The sequence below is a fragment of the Aeromicrobium sp. genome, assembly GCF_023146395.1.
In the GTDB taxonomy this organism is placed as follows: Bacteria; Actinomycetota; Actinomycetes; order Propionibacteriales; family Nocardioidaceae; genus Aeromicrobium.
Genome location: NZ_JAGLCD010000019.1, coordinates 61,150 through 83,999 on the forward strand (window position 1 = coordinate 61,150; position 22,850 = coordinate 83,999).

A 22,850-nucleotide genomic window follows, 5' to 3' on the forward strand; every position below is an offset into this window, starting at 1 on the left:
ACCTCAGCTCTCGAACAGGGCCTGGGCGATGTGCTCGCCCCGGCGCGCCCCGGGCGGCACGGCGTACAGGGCCGAGCCCACGTGGCGGATGTACTCGTTGAGCGCATCGGTCTTCAACGCGGTCTGGATCTGCACGAACTGGGCCGGATCGCGCTGGAACGACAGGAAGAACAGACCGGCCGTGATCTGCCCGAGGTCGTTGTTGCCGTCGACATAGTTGTACCCGCGGCGCAGCAGGCGCACGCCGTCGTTGAGGTCGGGGTGCGCCAGACGCACGTGCGAGGTCGACGGCACCGCGAAGTCGCCCGTCGAGGACCGCATCGCGAAGTCGGGCTCGGTCATCTCGGTGCCCCCGGAGAGCGGTGCCCCCTCACCCTTGGTGCGCCCGATGACGAGCTCCTGCTCCTGCAGCCGCGTGCGGTCCCAGCTCTCGATCGTCATCTGGATCGTGCGGGCCACGAGATAGCTGCCGCCCGCCATCCACCCGTCCGACGCCCAGACCCAGCGGTCGAGCGCCTCGGCATCGTCGGACAGGATGTTGGCGGTGCCGTCCTTGAAGCCGAACAGGTTGCGCGGCGTCTGCTGGCCCGCGTCCGTGCGCGAGGTCCGGCCGTAGCCGAGCCGGGTCCACCGCACCTGCGCGCGGCCGAAGGCGATCCGGCTGAGGTTGCGGATCGCGTGCACCACGACCTGCGGGTCGTCGGCGCACGCTTGGATGCACAGGTCGCCGTCGCTGATCGCGTCCTCGAGCAGGTCGAAGGCGAACGAGGGGAGCGGCGTCAGGGCCTCGGGCCGCCGGGCCGCGATGCCGAACGGATCGCCCTCACGGTCGAAGAGGGACGCACCGAGACCGAACGTCAGGGTCAGGTTGTGCGGACCGAGACCGAGGGCCTCTCCGGTGTCGTCCGGGGGAGCCAGGGGTGAGCCGTCGGTGGCGCCGGACTCGCCGACCTCCTGGCCGGCGGTGAGCTGCGCGGCCGCCGCGGTCCAGTCCTGCAGCAGCGACACCAGGTCCTCACGGCTGGCACCGGCCGTCATGTCGAGGCTCGCGAAGTACAGGTGCTGCTGCACCGGTGTCGTGATGCCGGCCTGGTGATCGCCGTGGAACGCGTGCGAGCCGCGACGGGGATCGTCGGCGCCGGACGACGTCGCGCGGCCCGTGCCGAAGCCGACGGCGGTGCCCGCCGCGGCCACGGCGGCGAGACCGAGGACGCCGCGGCGGGACACGCCGCGCGACGGCTGGCCGTCCGGGGGAGTGGGATCGGTCACGGGCTCACTCGCCGGGGTCGACGCCCAGGACCGTGAAGGTCAGCTTCGACAGCGGTTCGCTCAGGGCGTTGAGCTGGGCGCCGAGCGCGTTGCGCGCACTCTGGTCGACCGTCTCGTAGGACACGAAGCCGACGTCATAGCTGCCGTAGGTCGCGAGCAGCGCCTCCATCGCGGCGAACTGCTCGTCGAGCTCGGCGACGAGCTCCTCGCCGTCCGCACCGTTCGCGGCGGCGATGTCGCGCACGCTCTCGTAGGCGACCTGCGCCCCCTCGACGTTGGCGAGGAAGTCGTACAGATCGGTGTGGGCGAACTCGTTCTCCTCACCGGGCAGCTTGCCGTCCGGTGCGGCGACCTCGTCGAGCAGACCGATCGCGCCGTTGGTGATGTCGTCGATCGTCAGCTCGAAGTCGTCGGCGTGGACCTCGTCGTACAGGGACTGGATGTCGGCATCGAGCTGGTCGGCCAGCGCCGCGCGGCCCGCGGCGTCGAGCGGCTGGAGGTCCTCGTCGGGGTAGTTGCCCCGGGCCTCGTCGATCCAGAGGTCCATCTCGATGCGGTGGAAGCCGGTGAAGGGCAGGCCCTCGGCCTCGGCGCCGGGCTTGCGATAGTCGATCTTGGGATCGAGGTCGCCGAAGTTGCCGGCCGTCGGCTCGACGCGCTCGTAGTTCACCCGCGCCAGCGGGAACAGGCGGCGGGCCTCGTCGTCGTTGCCGGCACGGTAGGCCTCGGTGAACGCCCGGGTGCCGGTGACGAGCTCGGCGACCTGCGACTTGGTGTAGGCGGTGTAGCTCGCGACGGCCTCGTCGATCGCCTCCTGGTCACCGGCGGACACCTGGACCTCGTCGCCGGTCACGCTGAACTCCGCCTGCCCGACGCCCTCGCCGACCATGCCGGGCTTGCAGACCGTGAAGTAGCTGCCCGGCTGGAGCTGCACCGTGAGGTCACGGCTCGCGCCGGCGGCGATGTTCTCGACCTCGCCCACGATGCGCAGGCCGTCGTCGGCGAGCACGTAGAACTCGGTGACGTCGTCGCCGGAGTTCTCGACCTCGAACCGCACGGGGCCGCTCGTGGCGGTGGCGGACTCCACCTCGCAGTCGTCGGCCGTGCTCGTGACGGCGATCGAGGTCGAGGCGGACGCGTTGTTCTCGACGCACCCGCTCAGGACCAGGGCGCCCACGAGGGCCAGCGGTGCGGCCGAGCGGAGAGACAGGTGCTTCATCAGGCGGAGACTCCTTCGGGGAAGGGGGAGGCCGCGGGGGTGCGGCGGCGGGTCGTGCGGACGAAGAGCGTCATGACGACGACGAGATAGACGGCCCAGACGAGGACCTCCAGGACCGTCATCTCGGGGCTGAAGCCGATCGTGCCCTTGAGGAGCGCCGCGGGCAGGCCGGACGGGTCGATCACGTCGGGGATCCGGAAGAGCCAGGCGGAGTCGCCGTACAGGCTGGAGGCGAACGATCCCGCGCCCGCGGGCGCCGGTTCGAAGGGGCCCGGCAGGAAGCGCGCCTCCTGGAGATCGTGCACGGCGTAGGCGAGCACGCCCGCCGCCACGACGACGAGCAGGCCGCCCGTCCACTGGAAGAAGCGCGCCAGGTCGATGCGCACGATGCCGCGGTGGATCAGCGCGCCGAGGGCCACCGCGGTGGCCAGCCCGAGCAGGGCGCCGAGCCACGGCGACTCGCCCTCGCCCGACGAACGCACCGCGCTCCAGAGGAACAGGGCGGTCTCGATTCCCTCGCGAGCGACGGCGAGGAACCCGACCAGGACGAGGCTCCAGGCGGCGCCGGTGAGCGCGCGGTCGATCTCGCCCTCGAGGTGGCCCTTCAGGTGGCGGGCGGTCCGGGCCATCCAGAAGATCATCCAGGTCACGAAGCCGACCGCGATGATCGACATCGTGCCGCCGATGAGCTCCTGGGCCCGGAACGTCAGCCCGTAGGTGCCGAAGGTCAGGATCGCCCCGACGGCGAGGGAGAGCAGGACCGCGGCGCCGACCCCGAGCCAGATCCGGGGGCGGACGTCGGAGCGACCGACCTTCCGCACGTAGGCGAGCAGGATGCCGACGACCAGCGCGGCCTCCAGGCCCTCGCGCAGCCCGATGATGAACGTGCCGACCACGATGCTCCGTCCGAGAAGTTGCTCACAGGTTCTGCTCAGGTTAGCCTCACCTGAGCGCCAGAGCGTAACACCGGCCCGGCGCACGACGGAACTCCTCCTGGTCGTGAGGCCGCGGCGACTCGGTCACACCGCGGCGGCCAGGCTGGTTCGACCGCCGGTCGTCGTTGCCGCACCCGCCGCTACGCTCGAACCCGTGCGTATCGCCAGATTTGCCGCAGACGATGATCCCCGGTTCGGCGTCGTGGGAGAGGAGGACGGCACCCCCACGCTCGCGGTGCTCAAGGGAGACCCGCTGTACGCCGGCATCGAGCTGACGGGCGAGAAGGTGCCGCTCGACGACGTGCGCCTGCTCGCGCCGGTCATCCCGCGCAGCAAGGTCCTCGGCATCGGGCGCAACTACGCCGCGCACGCCGCGGAGCTCGGCCACGACGTGCCGACCGAGCCGCTGGTGTTCCTCAAGCCCAACACGAGTGTCATCGGCCCGGGCGACCCGATCGTGTATCCCCGGACCACGCAGGACCTGCACTTCGAGGGCGAGCTCGCGGTCGTGATCGGTCGGATCTGCCGCGACGTGCCGGCAGCGGAGGCCGCCAAGGTCATCTTCGGCTACACCGTGGCCAACGACGTCACGGCGCGCGACCTGCAGAAGTCCGACGGCCAGTGGGCCCGGGCCAAGGGTTACGACACGTTCTGCCCGCTCGGGCCGTGGATCGAGACCAATCTCGACACCCGCGACCTGCGCGTGCGCACGACGCTGAACGGCGAGACGACGCAGGACGGCACGACCGCCGACATGATCTTCGACGTCCCCGCGATCGTCGCCCACGTCTCGAGCTTCATGACCCTGCTGCCCGGCGACGTCATCCTGACCGGCACGCCGGAGGGCGTCGGGCCGATGCAGGTCGGCGACTCGGTCAGCATCACCGTCGCCGGAATCGGCACCCTCGTCAACCAGGTGGTCTCGCATGACTGACACTGTCCCCGCCGTCGACGCGAGCAAGCCCGTCGTCGCGCGGTTCTGCCCCTCGCCGACCGGCAACCCGCACGTCGGGATGGCGCGCACGGCGCTGTTCAGCTGGGCCTTCGCGCGCCACCACGGCGGGAAGTTCGTCTTCCGGATCGAGGACACCGACGCGAGCCGCGACAACCAGGAGTCCTACGACCTCCTGGTCGACGTCATGCGGTGGCTCGGCCTCGACTGGGACGAGGGCGTCGAGGTCGGCGGCGACCACGGCCCGTACCGCCAGAGCGAGCGCATGGACGTCTACGCCGACGTCGCGCAGCGGCTGCTCGACGCGGGGCTGGCGTACAAGGCCTACGACACCGCCGACGAGCTCGAGGAGCGCCGCGAGGCCGCGCGCGCCGAGGGCCGGCCGAGCGGCTACGACGGCCTGCACCGGGACCTCACTCCGGAGCAGCAGGCGGCGTACGAGGCCGAGGGCCGCAAGCCCGTCATCCGCTTCAAGATGCCGGCGAAGGACTGGACCTTCGACGACCTCGTGCGCGGCCCGATCACCTTCGGGGCCGACAACGTGCAGGACTTCGTGATCGTGCGGGCCAACGGCCAGCCGCTCTACACCCTGACCAACCCCACCGACGACGCGCTGATGGGCATCACGCACGTGCTGCGCGGCGAGGACATCCTGTCCTCGACGCCGCGACAGATCGCCCTCTACGAGGCGTTCGCGCAGATCGGCGTCGGTGACGGCTCGACCCCGCGCTTCGGCCACCTGCCGTACGTCATGGGTCAGGGCAACCGCAAGCTCTCCAAGCGCGACCCCGAGTCGAACCTGCTGGGCTACCGCGAGCAGGGCTTCCTGCCCGAGGGTCTGCTCAACTACCTCGCCCTGCTGGGCTGGTCGCTCCCGGCGGTCGACGGCGTCGAGCGCGACGTGTTCGGGCTCGCCGAGCTCGTGGAGGCGTTCGAGGTCTCGCGGGTCAACCCCAACCCGGCCCGCTTCGACCTGGCCAAGTGCGAGGCCATCAACGGCGACCACATCCGGCTGCTGCCGGTCGAGGAGGTCGCAGAGCGCCTCCTGCCGTACTTCCAGACGGCCGAGCTGATCGGCACGCCCGCCGACGACGCGCAGGTCGCGCTGCTCGCGGCGGCGGCGCCGCTCGTGCACGAGCGCATCGCCAAGCTCACCGAGGCCGTCGACATGCTGCGCTTCCTGTTCGTCGACGATGACGACTTCACGATCGACGAGGCCGACGCTGCGAAGAACCTCGACGAGAAGGGTCAGGGCACCGCGCGTGCCGCCCGCGACGCGCTGGCCGAGCTCAAGACCTGGGACACCGCCTCGATCGAGGCGGCGCTGCGGGCCTCGCTGGTCGACGGCCTGGGCCTGAAGCCGCGCCTGGCCTTCGGTCCGGTCCGGGTCGCCGTGACCGGCAGCCGCATCTCGCCGCCGCTCTTCGAGTCGCTCGAGCTGCTGGGTCGCTCGCGCACCCTGGCGCGTCTCTCAGCGGTGCTGTGAGGCTCGCGCCGTGAGCGCCTTCGTCCATCGACTGCGGGTCCGGTACTCCGAGTGCGACCCGCAGGGCATCGTCTTCAACGCGAACTACGTGACGTATGTCGACGTCGCACTGACCGAGCTGTGGCGTGAGGCGTTCGGGAGCTACGAGCAGGGCGTGGCCGAGCACGGCGTCGATCTCGTCGTCGGGTCGGTCACGATCGACTTCCGTTCGTCGGCGCGGCCGGACGACCTGATCGACGTCGGCCTGAGCCTGGTCTCGATCGGCACGACCTCCATCACGTCAAAGATCGAGATCAGGCGTGAGGGGGAGCTGCTCGTCGAGGGTTCGATACGGCACGTGTGCGTCGATGCGACCTCGATGGCCAAGGCGGCGGTGCCTGACGCGACGCGCGCCGTCCTGACGGCCGTCTACGGCGCGGACGCCTGACCGGTTTGGGAGCCGGGAGTGACGTCGGGTAGAGTGACTCCTCGGTTCGGGCGCCTCGAGAATTCGAGGAATTCGATACCCCCTTGGGGTATGGTGTAATTGGCAACACGGCTGATTCTGGTTCAGTTGTTCTAGGTTCGAGTCCTAGTACCCCAGCTGAGGTCGGGCTTGCCCGACCCCGCGCCCCGTTGGTCTAGCGGTTATGACGCCGCCCTCTCAAGGCGGAGATCGCCGGTTCGAATCCGGTACGGGGTACGAGCGCACCTCGGTGCGTTGCGCGGCCTTCGGGCCGTGGCCCCGTTGTGTAGCGGCCTAGCACGTCGCCCTCTCAAGGCGGTAGCGCGGGTTCGAATCCCGTCGGGGCTACAAGTGCCGCTGGCCCGCCCCGTTCTGTGGGGCGGGCCAGCGGCACTTCTCGCGGCTGAACGATTCGGGGAGGAGCCCGCGACGGAGTCCCGTCGGAACTACGCGACCCCGCCGGCTCCACCTAGGGGCATCACGCCTCTGGGCGTGCGCTGGTTCCACCGCTGAGATCGGTTCGGCGCGTAGTCTGCCGCCATGACTCTTCGGAGTCCCACGGTGGCGATGTCGTGATCGAGATCGTCGTCCACTTCCTCCATGAGCTGTTCCGGGGTGACCCGGCGAAGCGCGCCTACAAGACTGCGTGGATCCAGAACCCGCAGGCTCGCGGCGAGCGCGCTCAGCTGGAGGTGCTGCTCGAGCTCGAACAGGTGCCCGGCCGTGATCGCGCTGACCTTTCTCAACCGCTCCGCCTTGCTTTCGATGACTGGGCCAATCTCGTCCCACCGAAGCAGATGAGGCACCGCTCCGGCCGACGCTGGCTTTGAGCATCACTCGGCACTTCTCCGGGTGCGGGGCCGGGGTGGACGCCGCGACGGCAGCCCACCTGTAGCGTCGTGACCATGGAAGAGTCTCGGATCGCCGTCCTGATCGACGCCGACAACGCGCCCGCGAAGAAGATCGACGCGATCCTGAGCGAGGTCGCCACGGTCGGCGTCGCTCACGTCCGGAGGGCCTACGGCGACTGGACCAACCCGACGATCGGCCCGTGGTCGAAGGTCCTGCAGGACTACGCGATCGCGCCGATCCAGCAGTTCGCCTACACCAAGGGCAAGAACGCCTCCGACATCGCGATGGTCATCGACGCGATGGACATCCTGGCCACCGGTTCGGCGCAGGGCTTCGCGATCGTCTCGAGCGACGCGGACTTCACCCCGCTCGTCATGCGGCTGCGTCAGTCCGGCGCGATCGTGCTCGGCTTCGGGCAGGAGAAGACGCCCCACGCCTTCGTCAACGCCTGCACGCGCTTCGTCTACCTGGAGCGGATCGGCGGCGAGGAGGCCGACCAGGAGCGCACCGAGAAGCGCGCGGGCGGCACCCGTATGAGCGGCAGCGAGATGCGCGGCAACTCACGTCTCGTGCAGATGCTGCGCGCGGCAGTCGACGCCGATGCCGACGACCACGGGTGGGCCACGCTGTCGGCGGTCGGCAAGCAGGTGCGCAACCAGTCGTCCTTCGAGCCGCGCAACTACGGCTACGCCAAGCTCATCAGCCTGTTGGAGGAGATCGATCTGTTCGAGATCGACAAGTCCACGGCCAATGTCCAGCTGCGGCGCAAGGAGTCACCGAACCAGCGCTGACGCTCGCGTCCGAAACCCGCCAGACGGTGTCGGTCTCCCGGCGCATGATGGAGTCATGATCGACGTCCGCGACCCGCAGCACGAGCGCCAGTACCGGGCCGTGCAGTCCCGCGACGCACGGTTCGACGGCGTGTTCTTCACCGCGGTGCGCACGACGGGCATCTACTGCCGGCCGTCGTGCCCGGCGGTCACGCCCAGGCCCGGCAACGTCGTGTTCTACCGATCGGCCGCGGCGGCCCACGGGGCCGGCTTCCGGGCCTGCCGGCGTTGCCGGCCCGACACCGTGCCCGGTTCTCCGGAGTGGGATCACCGTGCCGATGCCGCAGGCCGGGCCATGCGCCTCATCCGCGACGGCCCGGTCGAGCGCGAGGGCGTCGAGGGCCTGGCGCAGCACCTCGGCTACAGCTCGCGCCAGGTGCACCGACTCCTCGTCGCCGAGGTCGGTGCGGGCCCGCTCGCCCTGGCCCGCGGCGCCCGCGCGCACACGGCACGGCTGCTCGTCGAGACCACGTCGCTCACGATGGCCGACGTCGCCCACGCGGCCGGCTTCGCCTCGGTGCGGCAGTTCAACGACACGATGCGCGAGGTCTACGGGGCCACGCCGAGCGAGCTGCGTGCCCGTCGGCGGCCTTCGCCAGCCGCGGGATACCTCACGCTTCGGCTGGCGGTCCGGCGCCCGTTCGACGGCACGGGCCTCGTGCAGTTCCTGGACGACCACGCCGTCCCGGGTGTCGAGGCCGTGCGTGAGGGCACCTACGCCCGCGTCGTGCAGCTCCCACACGGCCCGGGGGTCGTGGAGCTGACGCCGGCCGACGACCACGTCGTGGCCCGGCTCGAGCTGAGCGACCTCCGCGACACCTCGCTCGCGGTCCAGCGCTGCCGGCAGCTGCTCGACCTCGACGCCGACCCGGTTGCGATCGACGCGGTGCTCGGGGCCGATCCGCGGCTCGCCGACCTGGTCGCCGACGTGCCGGGGCTGCGTCTTCCGGGAAGCGTCGATCCGGTCGAGACGGCCGTCCGCACCGTCGTGGGTCAACAGGTCTCGGTCCGTGGTGCCCGCACCGTGCTGGGTCGCGTGGCCGAGCAGCTGGGTGAACCGGTCACCCTCGGGCTCGCCGTCGAGCACGGCCTGCTGCGCAGCTTTCCGAGCGTGGAGGTGCTCGCCGACCTCGACCCGGAGTCGCTCCCGATGCCGCGGTCACGGGGGCGGGCGGTCGCCACGATCGCGAGCGCCGTCGTGGCCGGGGACGTCGATCTCTCGCCCGGCGCCGACCGGCGGGCCACCCGGGCTGCCCTGCTGTCGCTGCGGGGCATCGGACCCTGGACCGCCGACTACGTCCTGATGCGCGGGCTGGGCGACCCGGACGTCCTGCTCACGACCGATCTCGTCCTGCGGCGCGAGCTCGACGCCCGTGGGCTCACCCCCGACGACACCGACCGCTGGGCGCCCTGGCGCTCGTACGCCGGCCTGCACCTCTGGCGCCAGGCCACTTCACCGACAAGGATCACCTCATGACGACACGCTGGATGGACTCACCCATCGGTGGCCTGCGCCTCCACAGCTCGGCCGGCCTGCTCACGGCCATCGAGTTCGACGCGCAGGTGCGGGGCGAGCGCGTCGCCGACCCCGTGCTCGACGCCGCCGAGAGCCAGCTGGGCGAGTACTTCGCCGGCGAGCGCCAGGAGTTCGACCTCCCGCTGGCCAACGACGGCACGGAGTTCCAGCAGAAGGTCTGGGGTGAGCTGCGGCGCATCCCGTTCGGCGAGACCGCGACCTACGGCGAGATCGCGGCCCGTCTCGGCTACGAGCCGGTCGTCTCGCGCGCGGTGGGTGCGGCCAACGGCGCCAACCCGATCCCGGTCGTCGTGCCCTGCCACCGGGTCATCGGGGCGAACGGCACGCTCACGGGCTACGCGGGCGGCGTCGAGCGCAAGAAGATCCTTCTGGAGCTGGAACGCCCCGGTCTGTTCTGAGGCGCAGCCGGGCGCGCCGCGCAGCGGCGCCGCGCGTTCACCTGGATGCGGCACGATGGGGTGAACCTGATCCACCCGAGGAGAGTCATGGCGAAGAAGAAGAAGTCCGCTGCCGACAGTGTCATCGCGGAGCTGAAGGCCCAGGTCAAGAAGTACGAGAAGACGATCGACAAGCTCGAGGCGCGGCTCGAGGAGCGCAAGGTCGACGTCAAGAAGTACAAGGCCCTCGCCGACTCGTACAAGTCCGAGGCCGGCAAGTACAAGGCCAAGGCCAAGAAGGCGGCGCGCAAGGCCGCCGACGAGGCCAAGCGTTTCGCGACCAAGGTCGAGGACGCCGCTGACGAGGTCGAGGACGCCGTGGAGGACGCCGCCGAGAAGGCAGGCGCGCGAGTGGCCTCAGCCGCGCGCGACGCGCGTGCTGCCGTGACGCGCGCGACGGGTGGCACGGCGGCAAAGGCCCCCGCGAGGAAGACACCCGCCGCGAAGGCCCCGGCGAAGAAGGCTCCCGCGAAGAAGGCGGCGGCACCGGCCGCGGCGTCGTCGACGCCGGACGCCAGCTGGTCCGTCACGCAGCTGCGCGCCGAGGCTCGCACGCGCGGCATCACCGGCTACTCGCGCAAGTCGAAGGCGCAGCTCCTCACCGAGCTCGGCTGACCCTGCAGGGCCTGCGTCGCGGACTCAGAGACCGCGGCGAAGGCTCTGCGAGAGGCGTTCCCCGGCCGCGACCACGGCGGGGGCGTGCATGCGACCGGGCTGGCGGGTCAGGCGTTCCAGCGGGCCCGAGACCGAGACCGCCGCCACGACCTTGCCGGAGGGGGAGCGGACGGGTGCTGACACCGAGCCCACGCCGCTCTCGCGCTCGCCGATGCTCTGCGCCCACCCGCGTCGCCGCACCGCGGCCAGCTCGGCGGCCGAGAACGTGGCCTTGAGCAGGCCCTTGTTCATGCGTTCGGGGTCCTCCCAGGCCAGCAGGACCTGCGCGGCCGAGCCGCCGGTCATCGTGAGCTGGCTGCCGACGGGGATGGAGTCGCGCAGGCCGGTCGGTCGGTCGGCGGCCGAGACGCAGACGCGGTGCTCGCCCTGGCGCCGGAACAGCTGGGCCGATTCGCCCGTGATGTCGCGCAGGCGGGCCAGCACCGGGCCGGCGGCCGCGAGCAGCCGGTCCTCACCGGCCGCCGAGGCCAGCTCGCCGAGGCGGGGGCCGAGGATGAAGCGGCCTTGCATGTCGCGCGCCACGAGGCGGTGGTGCTCCAGGGCCACGGCGAGGCGGTGTGCCGTCGGTCGGGCCAGGCCGGTGGCGGCAACCAGACCGGCCAGCGTGGCGGGGCCAGGCTCCAGGGCGGCCAGCACCAGAGCGGCTTTGTCCAGAACCCCGACTCCGCTAGAGTTGTCCATGTCTTGATACTGCCGTATCGAATCGTGAGACGCAAGCAGGAGTTAGCCAACCCTGCGTGGGGTCTCCGGCGGGCGGTAGGTCAAGGATGCGAGAACAACCGAGACATGAGACCAGCTTCATCTAAGGGAGTGGCAGCAATGGGCAGGACCCTGGCCGAGAAGATCTGGGACGACCACGTCGTCCGCAGCGCCGCGGGGGAGCCGGACCTCCTCTTCATCGACCTCCACCTGATCCACGAGGTCACGAGCCCGCAGGCGTTCGACGGTCTGCGGCTCTCGGGCCGCTCCGTGCGGCGCCCCGACCTCACGCTGGCGACCGAGGACCACAACATCCCGACGACCGATCTCGACAAGCCGATCGCCGACGTCGTGTCCCGCACCCAGGTCGAGACGCTGCGCCGTAACGCCGAGGAGTTCGGTGTGCGGCTCTACCCGATGGGCAACATCGACCAGGGCATCGTCCATGTCGTGGGTCCCCAGCTCGGCCTCACCCAGCCCGGCATGACGATCGTCTGCGGCGACTCCCACACCTCGACGCACGGCGCCTTCGGGTCGATCGCCTTCGGCATCGGCACGAGCGAGGTCGAGCACGTCCTGGCCACCCAGTCGCTGTCGCAGGCCAAGCCCAAGATGATGGCGGTCGAGGTCACCGGGGAGCTGCAGCCCGGCACCACCGCGAAGGACCTCATTCTCGCCCTGATCGCCCAGGAGACCACGGGCGGCGGGCAGGGCTACATCGTCGAGTACCGCGGCGAGGCCATCCGCAAGCTGTCGATGGAAGCCCGTATGACGATCTGCAACATGAGCATCGAGTGGGGCGCCAAGGCCGGCCTGATCGCGCCCGACGCCACGACCTACGAGTACCTGAAGGGTCGGGCCCACGCGCCGCAGGGCCAGGCCTGGGACGACGCCGTCGCCTACTGGGACTCCCTCGTCAGCGACGACGACGCGCACTTCGACAAGACCATCACGATCGACGCCTCCCAGGTCACGCCCTTCGTCACGTGGGGCACCAACCCCGGTCAGGGCGTGCCGCTCTCGGCGTCCGTGCCGGTGCCGGCGGACATCGAGGACGCCAACGAGAAGATCGCTGCCGAGCGGGCCCTGGAGTACATGGGCCTGACCGCCGGCACGCCCATGCGCGACATCGCGATCGACACCGTGTTCATCGGCTCGTGCACCAACGGTCGCATGGAGGACCTGCGGGTCGTGGCCGACATCATCAAGGGCCGCAAGGTCGCCGACTCCACGCGCGTCCTCGTCGTGCCCGGCTCGGTCCGGGTGCGACTGCAGGCCGAGGAGGAGGGGCTCGACCGGATCTTCACCGAGGCCGGTGCGGAGTGGCGCGGCGCCGGCTGCTCGATGTGCCTGGGCATGAACCCCGACACGCTGACCCCGGGCGAGCGCAGCGCCTCGACCTCGAACCGCAACTTCGAGGGTCGCCAGGGCAAGGGTGGTCGCACCCACCTGGTCTCGCCCGAGGTCGCCGCCGCCACCGCGGTGCTCGGCCACCTGGCCTCGCCCGCCGATCTGCCCGACACCGTCCCGGCTGGAGTCTGAATCATGGAGAAGTTCACCTCGCACACCGGCGTCGCCGCCCCGCTGCGTCGCAGCAACGTCGACACCGACCAGATCATCCCCGCGGTCTACCTCAAGCGCGTGACCCGTTCGGGATTCGAGGACGGCCTCTTCGCCGCCTGGCGCGGCGACCCCGACTTCGTGCTCAACCAGCCCGCGTACCAGCAGGCCACGGTCCTGGTGGCCGGACCCGACTTCGGCACGGGCTCCTCGCGCGAGCACGCCGTGTGGGCCCTGCAGAACTACGGGTTCAAGGCCGTCATCAGCTCGCGGTTCGGCGACATCTTCCGCGGCAACTCGGGCAAGGCCGGGCTGCTCGCGGCCGAGGTCGACGAGAAGGTCGTGCAGGCGCTGTGGGACTACGTCGACGCCAACCCGGGCGCGTCCGTCACGGTCGACCTGGAGTCGCGCACCGTGAGCGCCGGTGAGGGCGTCGACCGGATCGAGGACTCGTTCACGATCGACGACTACACCCGCTGGCGCCTGCTCGAGGGCCTCGACGACATCGCGATCACGCTCTCGCACGACGACGACATCGCGGCGTACGAGGCGAAGCGCCTGCCGTTCAAGCCCGCCACGCTCTGACCTCGCCCGCGGCGCGTGCCGCGGTCCCGCAGTGCTGCGGTGGCATCGCGGGGACGGCTCAGACGTCGGCCACGAGGCCGGCGGCGATCGTGCGCGCTGTCTCGGTCGAGTGCGCGGGGTCGCGCAGGCGCATCGCCAGGTAGCCGCTGACCAGCAGCAGCACCTGCTCCACGAGCGTCGCCGCGCGCGGTTCACCGAACGGGGCGGCGAGCTCCGACAGGCGTGCCCGCAGCGAGGCGGTGTCGCGCGCGACGGCCTCGTCGACGCCAGCCGGCGGTTCGACGTACTCGGCGGCGGTGCCGAGGAACGCGCACCACCGCGAGGGGTGTGGCTGCGCCCGGAACTCCTCGAGGGCGTCGAAGACGGCCAGGAGGCGGTCCGGGACGCTCGCGCGGCCGTCGATCGCCTCCTGCCAGGCCTGCATCCAGTGCTGGTGCCGCCGGGTCAGCACGGCCGCGACCAGGTCGTCCTTGCCCGTGTAGCCGCGGTAGAGCGTGGCGGGAGAGACGCCTGCGGCCTCGATGACGGCGTCGATCGGCGTGGCGCTGATGCCGCGCGCGAAGAACAGCTGCTCGGCCGCGTCGAGGAGCTTCGTCTCGCTGGACGTGCGGATTCCCATGGCACGACCCTAGACTCCCAAATATGAAACGATCGTTATCGTTTGGCCCTTCGCGGCCGACGGCTCTCGTCGCCGCGGGCACCGCCCTGATCGCCCTGACCTACGGACTCGTGCGGCTGGCGTACGGCCTCTTCCTGCCCGAGGTCCAGGCCGACCTGGGCTTGGGCACCTCCGCTGCGGGATACGTGTCGGCCGGCGCCTCGACGAGCTACTGCGCAGCCGCGGTCCTCGGCTTCGTCACCGCAGGACGACGTCCACGGCTCCTGGTGCTCGGCGCCGGACTGAGTGCCGGAGTGGGCTCGGCGGCGATGGCGTCGGCCCAGCACCCGGCCGTCTTCTCGATCGCGGCGATCCTCGGATCGGCCGGCGCGGGTCTGGCCTCACCGGCGATGGTGCAGCTGGTCAGGGGCAGCTCGGCGCCGCCCGTGCGAGAGCGCGACCAGGCGCGGGTCAACGCCGGGACCGGGCCCGGTCTGGTCGCAGCGGGGCTGCTGGCTCTGGCCCTGCTGCCGAACTGGCGTCTCGCGTGGGGTCTCGTCGCCGCGTTGGCCGTGGGCGTGACGGCAGCCGTGCTGTGGCTCGACGGAGAGCGAGCCGCCCGCGGAGCCGGGCTGGGAGTCCCCACCCGCTCCTGGTGGGTGGCGCATGGCGACCTGGTCGCTGCAGCGCTCGGGATGGGGGCAGGCTCGGCGGCCGTCTGGAACTTCGGACGCACCGTGCTGGTCGGGGCCGGCGCCTCGGAGCGGACCTCGGTGCTGGCCTGGGTCGCCCTCGGGCTGGGCGGCACGGCGGTCATCGGCACGGCCCGCCTCCTGGACGGAGTCGGACCGGTCGCGGCCTGGGGCGTCGGGACCTCGGTGGCCGGCGGCGCCACCGCGGTCCTCGCCCTGGCGCCGTCGCGCAGTGGCTGGGCCCTTCTGGCCTGCGTCGCGTTCGGCTGGGGCTTCACGGCCGCGACCGGAGCCCTGATCGCCGCGACGTCGCGCATCGACCCCGAGCAGGCCCCGGCGGGCACGTCGCTGCTGTTCGTGGTCCTCGTGCTCGGGCAGGCCCTGGGGGCCCCGCTGGTCGGCAGCCTGGCCTCGACGGCGGGCTTCGCGCCGGCGTTCGTCACGGCGGCCGTCGCGATGCTGGCGGCCGCCCTGTTGCCGCCGCTGCGCACGGGGTGGCGATCAGCCAGCCCCGCGGCTGTGTGCGTCAGCCCTTCGTGACGGCGGCGTGGATCGCGGCGACCTGCTCGGCGATCTGCGGGACCTGCTTGAGCAGGGCCATCTCGTCCTCGAGCTCGGTGAGCAGGGCCTGCACCTGGGTCAGTGCCTCCTGCGTCTCGGCCAGGGTGGCCTGGGTCGTGGTGAGCACCTCGTGCGTCTCGGTCAAGGTGCCGCCGACCGTCGAGAGGGTCTCGTCGACCGACGACAGGGTGCCGTCGACGCGGCCCAGCACCCCGTCGACGTTGCCGAGAACCTTGTCGGCGCGGTTCAGCAGAGCGGCCGGATTTCCGGGAAGCAGAGCCATGGTGTCCTCCAGGTGAGTGACCTGCGTCATGTGCGATCGCCAAGGTACTAGGGTTCGGGCATGGCCAGGAGGACAAATTTGCCGCGCACGACGCGGCGGGTGGTCCGGATCCTGCGGCCGATCCTGATGCTCGTGACCCGGCGCGACTGGCAGGGCGCAGAGAAGCTGCCGAGCGGCGGCTACGTTCTCGCTCCGAACCACCTCTCCCACGTCGACCCGATCCTGCTCGCGCACTTCATGGTCGACCACGACGTCACGCCGCGGTACCTCGCGAAGGACACGTTGTTCGACGTGCGCCTGATCGGGGCGATCGTGCGGGGCGCCGAGCAGATCCCGGTCCACCGGAGCACCGCGGGAGCCGCGGAGTCACTTCGCACGGCGGTCGAGGCGGTGCAGGCGGGCCAGGTCGTCACGATCTACCCGGAGGGCACGATCACCCGCGATCCCGACCTCTGGCCGATGTCGTCGCGCACCGGCGCGGTGCGGGTCGCGCTGGCCAGCGGCAAGCCCCTGGTGCCCGTCGCGCAGTGGGGCGCCCAGAACATGCTGTGGCCCTACTCCAAGCGGCTGCGCCTCCTGCCGCGCACGACCGTGCACGTGCACGTCGGCGATCCCATCGACCTGAGCGACTTCGCGGGCCGCGAGCTCACCGAGGACCTCCTCCACCAGGCCACCGACCGGCTCGTCGACACCCTGACGACGATGCTCGGCGAGATCCAGGGAGAGCTGCCGAGCGGGCCTCGGTTCGACGTGCGCTCGCTCGAGCGCCCCCGGTCGAGCTACACCGAGACCCCGACCGACCACCCGGGGGAGTCCGCCCCCCGCACGCCCGAGACCGAGGAGCACTGATGGCCAGGATCGCAGTCATGGGAGCGGGTTCCTGGGGCACGGCATTCGCCCTGGTGCTGGCCGACGCCGGCAACCAGGTCCGCATCTGGGGCCGGCGCAGCGAGCTGTGCGAGGCGATCACCACGACGCACGAGAACCCCGACTACCTGCCGGGCGTCGCGCTGCCGGAGTCCATCTCGGCCTCCGCCGACGCCGCGCAGGTGCTCGACGGGGCCGAGGTCGTCGTGCTCGCGGTGCCGTCCCAGCAGCTGCGCGCGAACCTGGACGCCTGGGGCAAGCACGTGCCGGGCGACGCCGTCTTCGTGAGCCTGATGAAGGGTGTCGAGCTCGGCACCCACTTGCGCATGAGCGAGGTCATCGCCGAGATCACCGGTGCCGGCCCCGAACGCATCGCGGTCGTCAGTGGACCGAACCTGGCCCGCGAGATCGCCGCACGAGAGCCCGCCGCCAGTGTCGTGGCCTGCGCCGACGAGGCCACGGCGGTGCGACTGCAGACGATCTGCCACTCGCCGGCGTTTCGCCCCTACACCAACAACGACGTGGTCGGCTGCGAGCTGGGGGGCACCACCAAGAACGTCATCGGCCTGGCGGTCGGGGTCGCGGTCGGGCTCGGGTTCGGCGACAACGCCAAGGCCTCGATCATCACTCGCGGACTCGCCGAGACCGGGCGGCTCGGCGCCGCGCTGGGTGCCGACCCCATGACGTTCGCCGGCCTCGCCGGCCTCGGCGACCTCGTCGCGACGTGCTCGTCACCGTTGTCGCGCAATCGCACGTTCGGCGAGAAGCTCGGGCAGGGCCTCACGGTGGAGGAGGCCGCAGCGCAGATGCGTCAAGTCGCCGAGGGCGTGAAGTCCTGCACCTCGGTCAAGGAGCTCGCGGCGATCCACGGCGTCGAGATGCCCATCGTCGACGCGGTCGACGCGCTGGTTCAGGGCACGATCACCCCGACCGAGCTGGTCAAGGCGATGATCGCGCGTCAGACCCAGCCCGAGGTGCGCTGAGGCTCGGGCTGCGCCGCCCCTGCGGGCGGAGCGCCGCCGACCACGGTGTCGAGGCACCGGGCGATGTCGTCCCAGACGTCCTCGATGTTCTCGATGCCGACCGACAGTCGGATCAGGGAGTCCGGGACGTTCTCGGGCTCGGCGGCGTGCCGGCGACGGCGCTCCCAGGAGGTCTCGACGCCCCCGAGGCTCGTGGCGTGCACGACGACCTCGCTGGACTCGGTGGCCTGCTGGGCCGCCTCGGCCCCGGCGACGACCTCGAAGGCGATCATCGTGCCGAAGCCCGGGTACCGCACGCCGGCGACGTCGGTGCGGTCGTGCAGCCGGGCCGCGATCTCGGTGGCGTTCTCCTCGGCCCGGTCCAGGCGCACGTGGAGCGTGCGCAGCCCGCGCAGCGCGAGATAGGACTCCAGCGACCCGGGCACCGACCCTAGGGACGTCCGTCGGGTCTGGAGCGCACGGGCGGCCCGTGCGTCGTGGGTGACGACGACGCCCATCAGGACGTCGCTGTGACCCGCGAGCAGCTTGGAGGCCGAGTGCACGACGAAGTCGGCACCGAGGTCGAGCGGACGCTGCCGCAGGGGCGTCGCCAGGGTGTTGTCGACCACGACGGCCGTGCCGAGAGCCGTGACGGCGGCGCTGATGGCCCGGATGTCGGCGACGTCGAGCTCGGGGTTCGTGGGCGACTCCAGCCAGACCATCGCGGCGTCGGCAGCGGCGGCGATGACCGCCTCGGTGTCGGTGACGTCCACGAGCTCCAGCTCGAGCAGTCCGCGACGGGCCCGTCGTTCGAGCTCCACCGTGGTGCCGTAGTAGCTGCCGTCGGCCGCCACGACCTTGGCGCCCACCGGCAACAGCTCCAGGAGCGCCACGGTGGCGGCCATGCCGGAGCCGAACGACACCGCGTGGCCCTTCTCGAGCGCGCCGACGGCCTCCTCGAACGCCTCCCAGCCGGGATTGCCGTGCCGTGCGTACTCCGAGTCGCCGCCGGGCACCAGCGCCGAGGCGAGGGTGATGGGCGAGTTCAAGGGTCCGCCCGGAGTGCGGGGCGGGCGGCCGGCAGCCACGGTGAGCGTCTCGAGCGAGGTCGGTCGGACTGACATGTGGTCCATTGTGCAAGGTCGCCCGTAGGCGGGGATAGGGTCCTGAGGATGAGTTCCTCAACCGGTGGCTCCCGCCCTCGTGTCTGCCTCGTGTACGGCGGGCGTTCCAGCGAGCACGAAGTCTCGTGCCTCACCGCGCGTGAGGTCCTGTCGGTCATCGACACCTCCCGGTACGACGTGCACGCGGTCGGCATCACCCGCACGGGACGCTGGGTCAGCGCCGAGCCGCGCTGGTCCGACCTGGCCGCCGGGCAGCTGCCCGAGGTCGACGAGAGCGCTCCGAGGGTGCCGTGGGAGTCCGTGACCGACGCCGACGTCGTGTTCCCGCTGCTGCACGGCCCGTGGGGCGAGGACGGCACGCTGCAGGGCCTGCTCGATCTGGCCGACGTCCGCTACGTGGGCGCTGGCGTGCTCGCGAGTGCCGTCGGGATGGACAAGGCCTTCGCGAAGGTCGTCTTCGCCGCGGCCGGGCTGCCCCAGGTGCCGTACGTCCCGATCGAGTCCGGCGCCTGGCCCTCGGACCGCCCTCGGATCGAGGCCCGCGTCCGTGCCCTGGGCCTGCCGGTGTTCGTCAAGCCCTCGCGGGCCGGTTCCAGCTCCGGCGTGGTCCGGGTCGACGCGTGGGACGACTTGGCGGCGGCGATCGACCACGCGCGTGAGTTCGACCCGAAGGTCGTCGTCGAGGCGGGCAAGATCGGGGCTCGGGAGGTCGAGTGCGGCGTCGTCCAGGGCATCGACGGCGCGCCACGGGCCAGTGTCGTGGGCGAGGTCCGCGTGCAGCACGGCTCGCACGCCTTCTACGACTTCGAGGCCAAGTACGTCGACGGCACGAGCGCCAACGTCGTGCCGGCCGATCTGTCGCGCACCGTCTCGGACCGCATCCGCGCCTACGCCCTCCAGGCGTTCCAGGCGATCGGTGGCGAGGGCCTGGCCCGGGTCGACTTCTTCCTCGACGGCGAGGAGCTCGTGATCAACGAGATCAACACGATGCCGGGCTTCACGACCTCGTCGATGTTCCCCCTGCTGTGGGAAGCGTCGGGGGTGCCGTACGCCGAGCTCGTCGACCAGCTGCTCCAGCAGGCGCTCAGCCGGCCCACCGGACTTCGCTGAGGCGGGCCGTCCGGACTCAGACCCGCACGACGGGGCAGGTCAGGGTGCGCGTGATGCCGGGGGTCTGCTGGATCTTGCTCACGACCAGGGTGCCGAGCTCGTCGATCGAGGGGCCCTCGACCTGGGCGATCACGTCGTAGGGTCCCGTGACGTCCTGCGAGGTCAGTACACCGTCGATCTGGGCGATCGCCGTGGCGACCTGGGAGGCGGTGCCCACCTCGGTCTGGACCAGGACGTAGGCCTGAACCGTCATCGTGACTCCTTTGTTGCGCGGACCGGCACAACCTACCGGATGCGGTGCCCGGGTCTGCGCCCCGCCTGCGCGACAATGGACCTATGAACAGCACCGGAGGAGGAACGGGAGACCTCACCGTCGAGACGGTGTCCGAGCTGGGGGAGTTCGCCCTGGTCGATCGGATCGCCCGGGCGCTGAGCTCCACCGAGGTCGTCGTCGTGGGTCCGGGGGATGACGCGGCGGAGATCACCGTCGACGGCAACCTGATCGTCTCGACCGACCTGCTGGTGGACCAGCGACACTTTCGGCGTGACTGGTCGACGGCGCACGAGGTGGGCCGCAAGGCGGCGGCCTCGAACCTGTCGGACCTGAACGCCATGGGCGGGTGGGCCACGGCGCTCACGATCGGGCTCGCGGTGCCGGGCGACCTGCCGGTCGCGTGGGTCGACGAGCTGGTCCGGGGCATCGTCGAGGAGTGTGACGCGGTCGGCGTGGCCGTGGTGGGCGGTGACGTCACGGCGTCCGACGTGCTCACGATCGCGGTCACGGCGCTCGGGGAGGCGCCGCGCACGGTGCGCCGCAGCGACGCCGAGGCCGGTGACCAGGTCGCCGTGGCCGGGGTGCTCGGGCTGGCCGGCGCGGGCTTCGCTGCCCTCAGCCGGGGGTTCCGGTCGCCGCGGGCGGCCGTCGAGGCCCATCGGGTGCCCAACCCTCCGTACGGGGCCGGCGAGGAGGCGGCCGATGCCGGTGCGACCGCCATGATCGACGTCAGCGACGGTCTGCTCGGCGACCTCGGTCACATCGCGCGCGCCAGCGGGGTCCAGATCGACCTCAGCTCCGATCTCGTGCCGATCGAGCCGGCGGTCATCACGGTGGCCGAGGCCCTCGGCCGTCACCCGGTCTCCTTCGTCCTGACCGGTGGCGACGACTACGCGCTCGCCGCCACGTTCCCGCCCGACGCGACCCTGCCCGAGGGCTGGGACCGGATCGGCACGGTCGTGGCCGTCCCCGAGGGCGACCAGCCGCGCGTCACGGTCGACGGGGAGCCCTGGGACGGCGCCCCCGGCCACGAGCACTTCCGCTGAGGAACCAGTCGCCAAGGACCGCTCGCGAGGGGAACCTCAGGTGGTGATGCGGGCGAAGCCCACGGACTGCTCGAGCTCGAAGGCCAGCTCCAGGAGCGTGCGCTCGTCACCGTGGATCGCGGAGAAGTGGATCCCGATCGGGCGGCCGTCGGCGGTCTGAGCCAGGGGCAGGCTGATCGCCGGTCCACCCGAGGCGTTGTTGGCCGGGGTGAACGACGCGTAGTCCAGGAGACGCGGCAGCATGACCTCGTACCCGGCCGCGGGGGACAGGTGCCCCAGCAGCGGCGTCGTGTAGCCCACGACGGGCGAGAGCACGACGTCCACCCCCGCGTCACGGAAGGCCTGCTGGTAGACCGTCTCGGACCGCTTGAGGGCCCGGATGGCGCCCGGGGTGCGCCACGGCTTGCGCAGGAAGTCTCGCGCGAGGCCCTTGGTCAACGCATCGTTGCGGGAGCGGTCGTACTGCGTGTGCAGCAGGCGCCCCCCGAAGCGGTGCATCGAGAAGCCCAGCAGCGCCCAGTAGTGCAGGAAGTGGTCCACGAACGCCTCGTCGACCGGCAGCGGAACCTCGACGACCTCGTGACCGTCCTTCTCCAGGCGCGCGGCGACGTCCAGGACGGCGGCGCGCGTGGCGTCGTCGGTCGTGGCGCGCAGGGAGTCCAGGATCAGGCCGACCCGTAGGCGCCGGTCCGAGGGGCCCTCGACGAGCCCCACGCGGTTGAGCGCCCGGTTGGGCGTGTGACGGTCGACCGCCGCCAGGAACGCGGCCGAGTCGCGCACGCTGCGGCTGACGATGCCGTTCGACACGATGTTGACCGGCATGGACTTCGCCTGCGCGTCGGGAACCTCGCGCCCCCGGGTGAACTTGAGTCCCACGAGGCCGCAGGCGGCCGCGGGGATCCGGATCGAGCCGCCGCCGTCGTTGGCGTGCGCGAAGGGCACGACGCCGGCGGCCACGAGTGCGGCCGAGCCGCCCGAGGACGCGCCGCAGGAGTAGTCGGTGTGCCAGGGATTGCGGGTGGGCTCGGCCTCCTGGAACTCCGTCGTGGCGTTGAAGCCGAACTCCGGCAGCGAGGTCTTGCCGAGATTGATCGCCCCGGTCGAGAGCAGCTGGGTCGTGAAGGGGTCGTCGGCGAGGGCGCGTGGGGGGTCGAGCAGCGCGGCCGAACCGTGGCCGGTGGGCAGACCGGCCACCGCGGTGTTGTCCTTGACGAACGTGGGGACGCCGGCGAAGACGCCGGAGGACGGGCGGCTCGTCGTCTCCCGCGCCCGGTCGAAGTCGGGCGTGACGATGCCGTTCAGCCGAGGCTCGACCGCGCCGGCCCGCGCGATCGCCGCGTCGACCGCCTCGGCGGAGCTGATCTGCCCGGTGGAAATGGCTTCGGCGACCCCGACTGCGTCGAGGTCGCCGAGAGCGTCGTCAGAGAAGGCGTGGACTCGGTTCGTGGTGCTGGTCACACGGTGACAGTAGCGTCACACGCAGTTGCAGCAGCAGCAAACGACCGAGCCGGGCCCGAATCAGCGAGAGACCTTGCCGGCCTTCAGGCAGGAGGTGCACACGTTGACCCGCTTGGGCGTGCCGTCGACGACGGCACGCACGCGCTGGATGTTCGGGTCGAAGCGACGCTTGGTGCGTCGGTGCGAGTGGGAGACGTTGTGACCGAAGCCGGGTCCCTTGCTGCACACGTCACAGACGGCTGCCACGGTGATCACTCCTGGAGAAGCTCGAGATGATGATGAGATGGGGCTGCCGCCGACGACCGCCGAGCAGGCAACCGCTCAAGAATAGCCGAACGACACGGCCCAGTGCGAATCGGCCTCGCGCGAGCAGGGCAGAGGTGCCGATAGCCTC

General features: G+C 71.3%; 25 protein-coding genes and 3 tRNA genes. 18 read left to right on the top strand and 10 right to left on the bottom strand.

All coding sequences use genetic code 11. The features are described from left to right. Window positions 1-3: 3 nt before the first annotated feature. From efeB to efeU, 3 genes are read right to left on the bottom strand one after another with little or no spacing between them, the layout of a single operon-like run. A complete protein-coding gene (efeB, locus tag KAG51_RS13460; protein WP_290584357.1) occupies window positions 4-1,269 on the bottom strand; it encodes an iron uptake transporter deferrochelatase/peroxidase subunit in 1,266 nt (421 codons plus the stop codon). A gap of 4 nt (window positions 1,270-1,273) precedes the next feature. Next, entirely contained in the window at window positions 1,274-2,488 is a 1,215-nt protein-coding gene (gene efeO / locus KAG51_RS13465) for an iron uptake system protein EfeO (RefSeq protein WP_290584358.1), read from the bottom strand. Next, a complete protein-coding gene (gene efeU, locus KAG51_RS13470; RefSeq protein WP_290584359.1) occupies window positions 2,488-3,384 on the bottom strand; it encodes an iron uptake transporter permease EfeU in 897 nt (298 codons plus the stop codon). The genes efeO and efeU overlap by 1 nt, the downstream gene beginning before the upstream one ends. 193 nt (window positions 3,385-3,577) lie before the next feature. Between efeU and KAG51_RS13475 the strand changes: the two genes are divergently transcribed. The 11 genes from KAG51_RS13475 (at window position 3,578) to KAG51_RS13525 (ending at window position 10,577) form a co-directional block, all read left to right on the top strand. After that, window positions 3,578-4,357, top strand: a complete 780-nt coding sequence (locus KAG51_RS13475) for a fumarylacetoacetate hydrolase family protein (protein ID WP_290584360.1) — start codon at window positions 3,578-3,580, stop codon at window positions 4,355-4,357. Next, a complete protein-coding gene (gene gltX, locus KAG51_RS13480; protein WP_290584361.1) occupies window positions 4,350-5,861 on the top strand; it encodes a glutamate--tRNA ligase in 1,512 nt (503 codons plus the stop codon). The genes KAG51_RS13475 and gltX overlap by 8 nt, the downstream gene beginning before the upstream one ends. A gap of 10 nt (window positions 5,862-5,871) precedes the next feature. After that, the gene (locus KAG51_RS13485; protein ID WP_290584362.1) at window positions 5,872-6,288 is read left to right on the top strand and encodes a thioesterase family protein; all 417 of its coding nucleotides are present in this window, start codon (window positions 5,872-5,874) and stop codon (window positions 6,286-6,288) included. Between the two features lie 84 nt (window positions 6,289-6,372). Further along, window positions 6,373-6,444 (top strand) — tRNA-Gln (locus KAG51_RS13490). A 26-nt stretch (window positions 6,445-6,470) separates the two neighbouring features. After that, a tRNA-Glu gene (locus KAG51_RS13495) sits at window positions 6,471-6,543 on the top strand. A 38-nt stretch (window positions 6,544-6,581) separates the two neighbouring features. Next, a tRNA-Glu gene (locus KAG51_RS13500) sits at window positions 6,582-6,654 on the top strand. A 224-nt stretch (window positions 6,655-6,878) separates the two neighbouring features. Further along, window positions 6,879-7,136, top strand: coding sequence for a hypothetical protein (locus KAG51_RS13505; protein WP_290584363.1), 258 nt, complete (start codon window positions 6,879-6,881; stop codon window positions 7,134-7,136). 75 nt (window positions 7,137-7,211) lie between these two features. After that, the gene (locus tag KAG51_RS13510; protein WP_290584364.1) at window positions 7,212-7,949 is read left to right on the top strand and encodes an NYN domain-containing protein; all 738 of its coding nucleotides are present in this window, start codon (window positions 7,212-7,214) and stop codon (window positions 7,947-7,949) included. A 55-nt stretch (window positions 7,950-8,004) separates the two neighbouring features. Beyond that, the gene (locus KAG51_RS13515; protein ID WP_290584365.1) at window positions 8,005-9,465 is read left to right on the top strand and encodes an AlkA N-terminal domain-containing protein; all 1,461 of its coding nucleotides are present in this window, start codon (window positions 8,005-8,007) and stop codon (window positions 9,463-9,465) included. Beyond that, a complete protein-coding gene (locus KAG51_RS13520; RefSeq protein WP_290584366.1) occupies window positions 9,462-9,923 on the top strand; it encodes a methylated-DNA--[protein]-cysteine S-methyltransferase in 462 nt (153 codons plus the stop codon). The genes KAG51_RS13515 and KAG51_RS13520 overlap by 4 nt, the downstream gene beginning before the upstream one ends. An 87-nt stretch (window positions 9,924-10,010) precedes the next feature. After that, a complete protein-coding gene (locus KAG51_RS13525; RefSeq protein WP_290584367.1) occupies window positions 10,011-10,577 on the top strand; it encodes a hypothetical protein in 567 nt (188 codons plus the stop codon). 24 nt (window positions 10,578-10,601) lie between these two features. On the opposite strand, the gene KAG51_RS13530 is transcribed toward KAG51_RS13525, so the two are convergent. Continuing rightward, on the bottom strand, window positions 10,602-11,318 hold the full coding sequence (locus KAG51_RS13530; RefSeq protein WP_290584368.1) for an IclR family transcriptional regulator: 717 nt from the start codon (window positions 11,316-11,318) through the stop codon (window positions 10,602-10,604). A gap of 138 nt (window positions 11,319-11,456) precedes the next feature. Between KAG51_RS13530 and leuC the strand changes: the two genes are divergently transcribed. Both leuC and leuD read left to right on the top strand, forming a co-directional pair. Beyond that, window positions 11,457-12,878 carry a 3-isopropylmalate dehydratase large subunit gene (gene leuC / locus KAG51_RS13535; RefSeq protein WP_290584369.1) on the top strand — a complete coding sequence of 474 codons (1,422 nt, stop codon included), beginning with the start codon at window positions 11,457-11,459 and terminating at the stop codon, window positions 12,876-12,878. A gap of 3 nt (window positions 12,879-12,881) precedes the next feature. Next, window positions 12,882-13,481, top strand: coding sequence for a 3-isopropylmalate dehydratase small subunit (gene leuD / locus KAG51_RS13540; RefSeq protein ID WP_290584370.1), 600 nt, complete (start codon window positions 12,882-12,884; stop codon window positions 13,479-13,481). A 58-nt stretch (window positions 13,482-13,539) separates the two neighbouring features. Here the strand turns inward: leuD and KAG51_RS13545 are convergent, their stop codons facing one another. After that, window positions 13,540-14,100, bottom strand: a complete 561-nt coding sequence (locus KAG51_RS13545; RefSeq protein ID WP_290584371.1) for a TetR/AcrR family transcriptional regulator — start codon at window positions 14,098-14,100, stop codon at window positions 13,540-13,542. A 23-nt stretch (window positions 14,101-14,123) separates the two neighbouring features. On the opposite strand from KAG51_RS13545, the gene KAG51_RS13550 reads away from it, so the two are divergent. After that, entirely contained in the window at window positions 14,124-15,311 is a 1,188-nt protein-coding gene (locus KAG51_RS13550) for an MFS transporter (protein ID WP_290584372.1), read from the top strand. Here the strand turns inward: KAG51_RS13550 and KAG51_RS13555 are convergent. Next, on the bottom strand, window positions 15,298-15,645 hold the full coding sequence (locus tag KAG51_RS13555; protein WP_290584373.1) for a hypothetical protein: 348 nt from the start codon (window positions 15,643-15,645) through the stop codon (window positions 15,298-15,300). The two genes, KAG51_RS13550 and KAG51_RS13555, sit on opposite strands and share 14 nt — an antisense overlap. A gap of 30 nt (window positions 15,646-15,675) precedes the next feature. Here KAG51_RS13555 and KAG51_RS13560 point away from each other — a divergent pair, with 30 nt between their 5' ends. Further along, window positions 15,676-16,464 (top strand): lysophospholipid acyltransferase family protein, encoded by a 789-nt coding sequence (locus KAG51_RS13560; RefSeq protein ID WP_290584374.1) that lies wholly within the window; start codon window positions 15,676-15,678, stop codon window positions 16,462-16,464. Beyond that, complete coding sequence (locus tag KAG51_RS13565) at window positions 16,464-17,465, top strand: NAD(P)H-dependent glycerol-3-phosphate dehydrogenase (protein ID WP_290584375.1); 1,002 nt, start codon at window positions 16,464-16,466, stop codon at window positions 17,463-17,465. The genes KAG51_RS13560 and KAG51_RS13565 overlap by 1 nt, the downstream gene beginning before the upstream one ends. Here KAG51_RS13565 and KAG51_RS13570 read toward each other — a convergent pair. After that, window positions 17,441-18,568 (bottom strand): PLP-dependent transferase, encoded by a 1,128-nt coding sequence (locus KAG51_RS13570; protein WP_290584376.1) that lies wholly within the window; start codon window positions 18,566-18,568, stop codon window positions 17,441-17,443. The genes KAG51_RS13565 and KAG51_RS13570 overlap by 25 nt on opposite strands. Window positions 18,569-18,616: 48 nt before the next feature. On the opposite strand from KAG51_RS13570, the gene KAG51_RS13575 reads away from it, so the two are divergent. Next, complete coding sequence (locus KAG51_RS13575) at window positions 18,617-19,678, top strand: D-alanine--D-alanine ligase family protein (protein WP_290584377.1); 1,062 nt, start codon at window positions 18,617-18,619, stop codon at window positions 19,676-19,678. A 16-nt stretch (window positions 19,679-19,694) separates the two neighbouring features. On the opposite strand, the gene KAG51_RS13580 is transcribed toward KAG51_RS13575, so the two are convergent. Next, on the bottom strand, window positions 19,695-19,931 hold the full coding sequence (locus KAG51_RS13580) for an Lrp/AsnC ligand binding domain-containing protein (protein WP_290584378.1): 237 nt from the start codon (window positions 19,929-19,931) through the stop codon (window positions 19,695-19,697). 83 nt (window positions 19,932-20,014) lie between these two features. Here KAG51_RS13580 and KAG51_RS13585 point away from each other — a divergent pair, with 83 nt between their 5' ends. Next, the gene (locus tag KAG51_RS13585) at window positions 20,015-20,998 is read left to right on the top strand and encodes a thiamine-phosphate kinase (RefSeq protein ID WP_290584379.1); all 984 of its coding nucleotides are present in this window, start codon (window positions 20,015-20,017) and stop codon (window positions 20,996-20,998) included. Between the two features lie 36 nt (window positions 20,999-21,034). Here KAG51_RS13585 and KAG51_RS13590 read toward each other — a convergent pair whose 3' ends face one another. Further along, on the bottom strand, window positions 21,035-22,456 hold the full coding sequence (locus tag KAG51_RS13590; RefSeq protein ID WP_290584380.1) for an amidase: 1,422 nt from the start codon (window positions 22,454-22,456) through the stop codon (window positions 21,035-21,037). A 60-nt stretch (window positions 22,457-22,516) separates the two neighbouring features. Beyond that, window positions 22,517-22,702: a 50S ribosomal protein L28 gene (gene rpmB / locus KAG51_RS13595; RefSeq protein WP_290584381.1), complete on the bottom strand. Its 186-nt coding sequence runs from the start codon at window positions 22,700-22,702 to the stop codon at window positions 22,517-22,519. Between the last annotated feature and the right edge of the window lie 148 nt (window positions 22,703-22,850).

Bases quoted from the DNA above. Each gene is read 5' to 3' on its own strand.
- KAG51_RS13575 (WP_290584377.1), top strand. From the start codon at position 18,617: ATGAGTTCCTCAACCGGTGGCTCCCGCCCTCGTGTCTGCCTCGTGTAC.
- KAG51_RS13545 (WP_290584371.1), bottom strand. From the start codon at position 14,100: ATGGGAATCCGCACGTCCAGCGAGACGAAGCTCCTCGACGCGGCCGAG.
- KAG51_RS13525 (WP_290584367.1), top strand. From the start codon at position 10,011: ATGGCGAAGAAGAAGAAGTCCGCTGCCGACAGTGTCATCGCGGAGCTG.
- leuC (WP_290584369.1), top strand. From the start codon at position 11,457: ATGGGCAGGACCCTGGCCGAGAAGATCTGGGACGACCACGTCGTCCGC.
- KAG51_RS13515 (WP_290584365.1), top strand. From the start codon at position 8,005: ATGATCGACGTCCGCGACCCGCAGCACGAGCGCCAGTACCGGGCCGTG.
- KAG51_RS13580 (WP_290584378.1), bottom strand. From the start codon at position 19,931: ATGACGGTTCAGGCCTACGTCCTGGTCCAGACCGAGGTGGGCACCGCC.
- KAG51_RS13550 (WP_290584372.1), top strand. From the start codon at position 14,124: ATGAAACGATCGTTATCGTTTGGCCCTTCGCGGCCGACGGCTCTCGTC.
- KAG51_RS13585 (WP_290584379.1), top strand. From the start codon at position 20,015: ATGAACAGCACCGGAGGAGGAACGGGAGACCTCACCGTCGAGACGGTG.
- leuD (WP_290584370.1), top strand. From the start codon at position 12,882: ATGGAGAAGTTCACCTCGCACACCGGCGTCGCCGCCCCGCTGCGTCGC.
- gltX (WP_290584361.1), top strand. From the start codon at position 4,350: ATGACTGACACTGTCCCCGCCGTCGACGCGAGCAAGCCCGTCGTCGCG.
- efeO (WP_290584358.1), bottom strand. From the start codon at position 2,488: ATGAAGCACCTGTCTCTCCGCTCGGCCGCACCGCTGGCCCTCGTGGGC.
- KAG51_RS13510 (WP_290584364.1), top strand. From the start codon at position 7,212: ATGGAAGAGTCTCGGATCGCCGTCCTGATCGACGCCGACAACGCGCCC.
- KAG51_RS13555 (WP_290584373.1), bottom strand. From the start codon at position 15,645: ATGACGCAGGTCACTCACCTGGAGGACACCATGGCTCTGCTTCCCGGA.
- KAG51_RS13565 (WP_290584375.1), top strand. From the start codon at position 16,464: ATGGCCAGGATCGCAGTCATGGGAGCGGGTTCCTGGGGCACGGCATTC.
- KAG51_RS13520 (WP_290584366.1), top strand. From the start codon at position 9,462: ATGACGACACGCTGGATGGACTCACCCATCGGTGGCCTGCGCCTCCAC.
- KAG51_RS13570 (WP_290584376.1), bottom strand. From the start codon at position 18,568: ATGTCAGTCCGACCGACCTCGCTCGAGACGCTCACCGTGGCTGCCGGC.
- KAG51_RS13530 (WP_290584368.1), bottom strand. From the start codon at position 11,318: ATGGACAACTCTAGCGGAGTCGGGGTTCTGGACAAAGCCGCTCTGGTG.
- KAG51_RS13560 (WP_290584374.1), top strand. From the start codon at position 15,676: ATGGCCAGGAGGACAAATTTGCCGCGCACGACGCGGCGGGTGGTCCGG.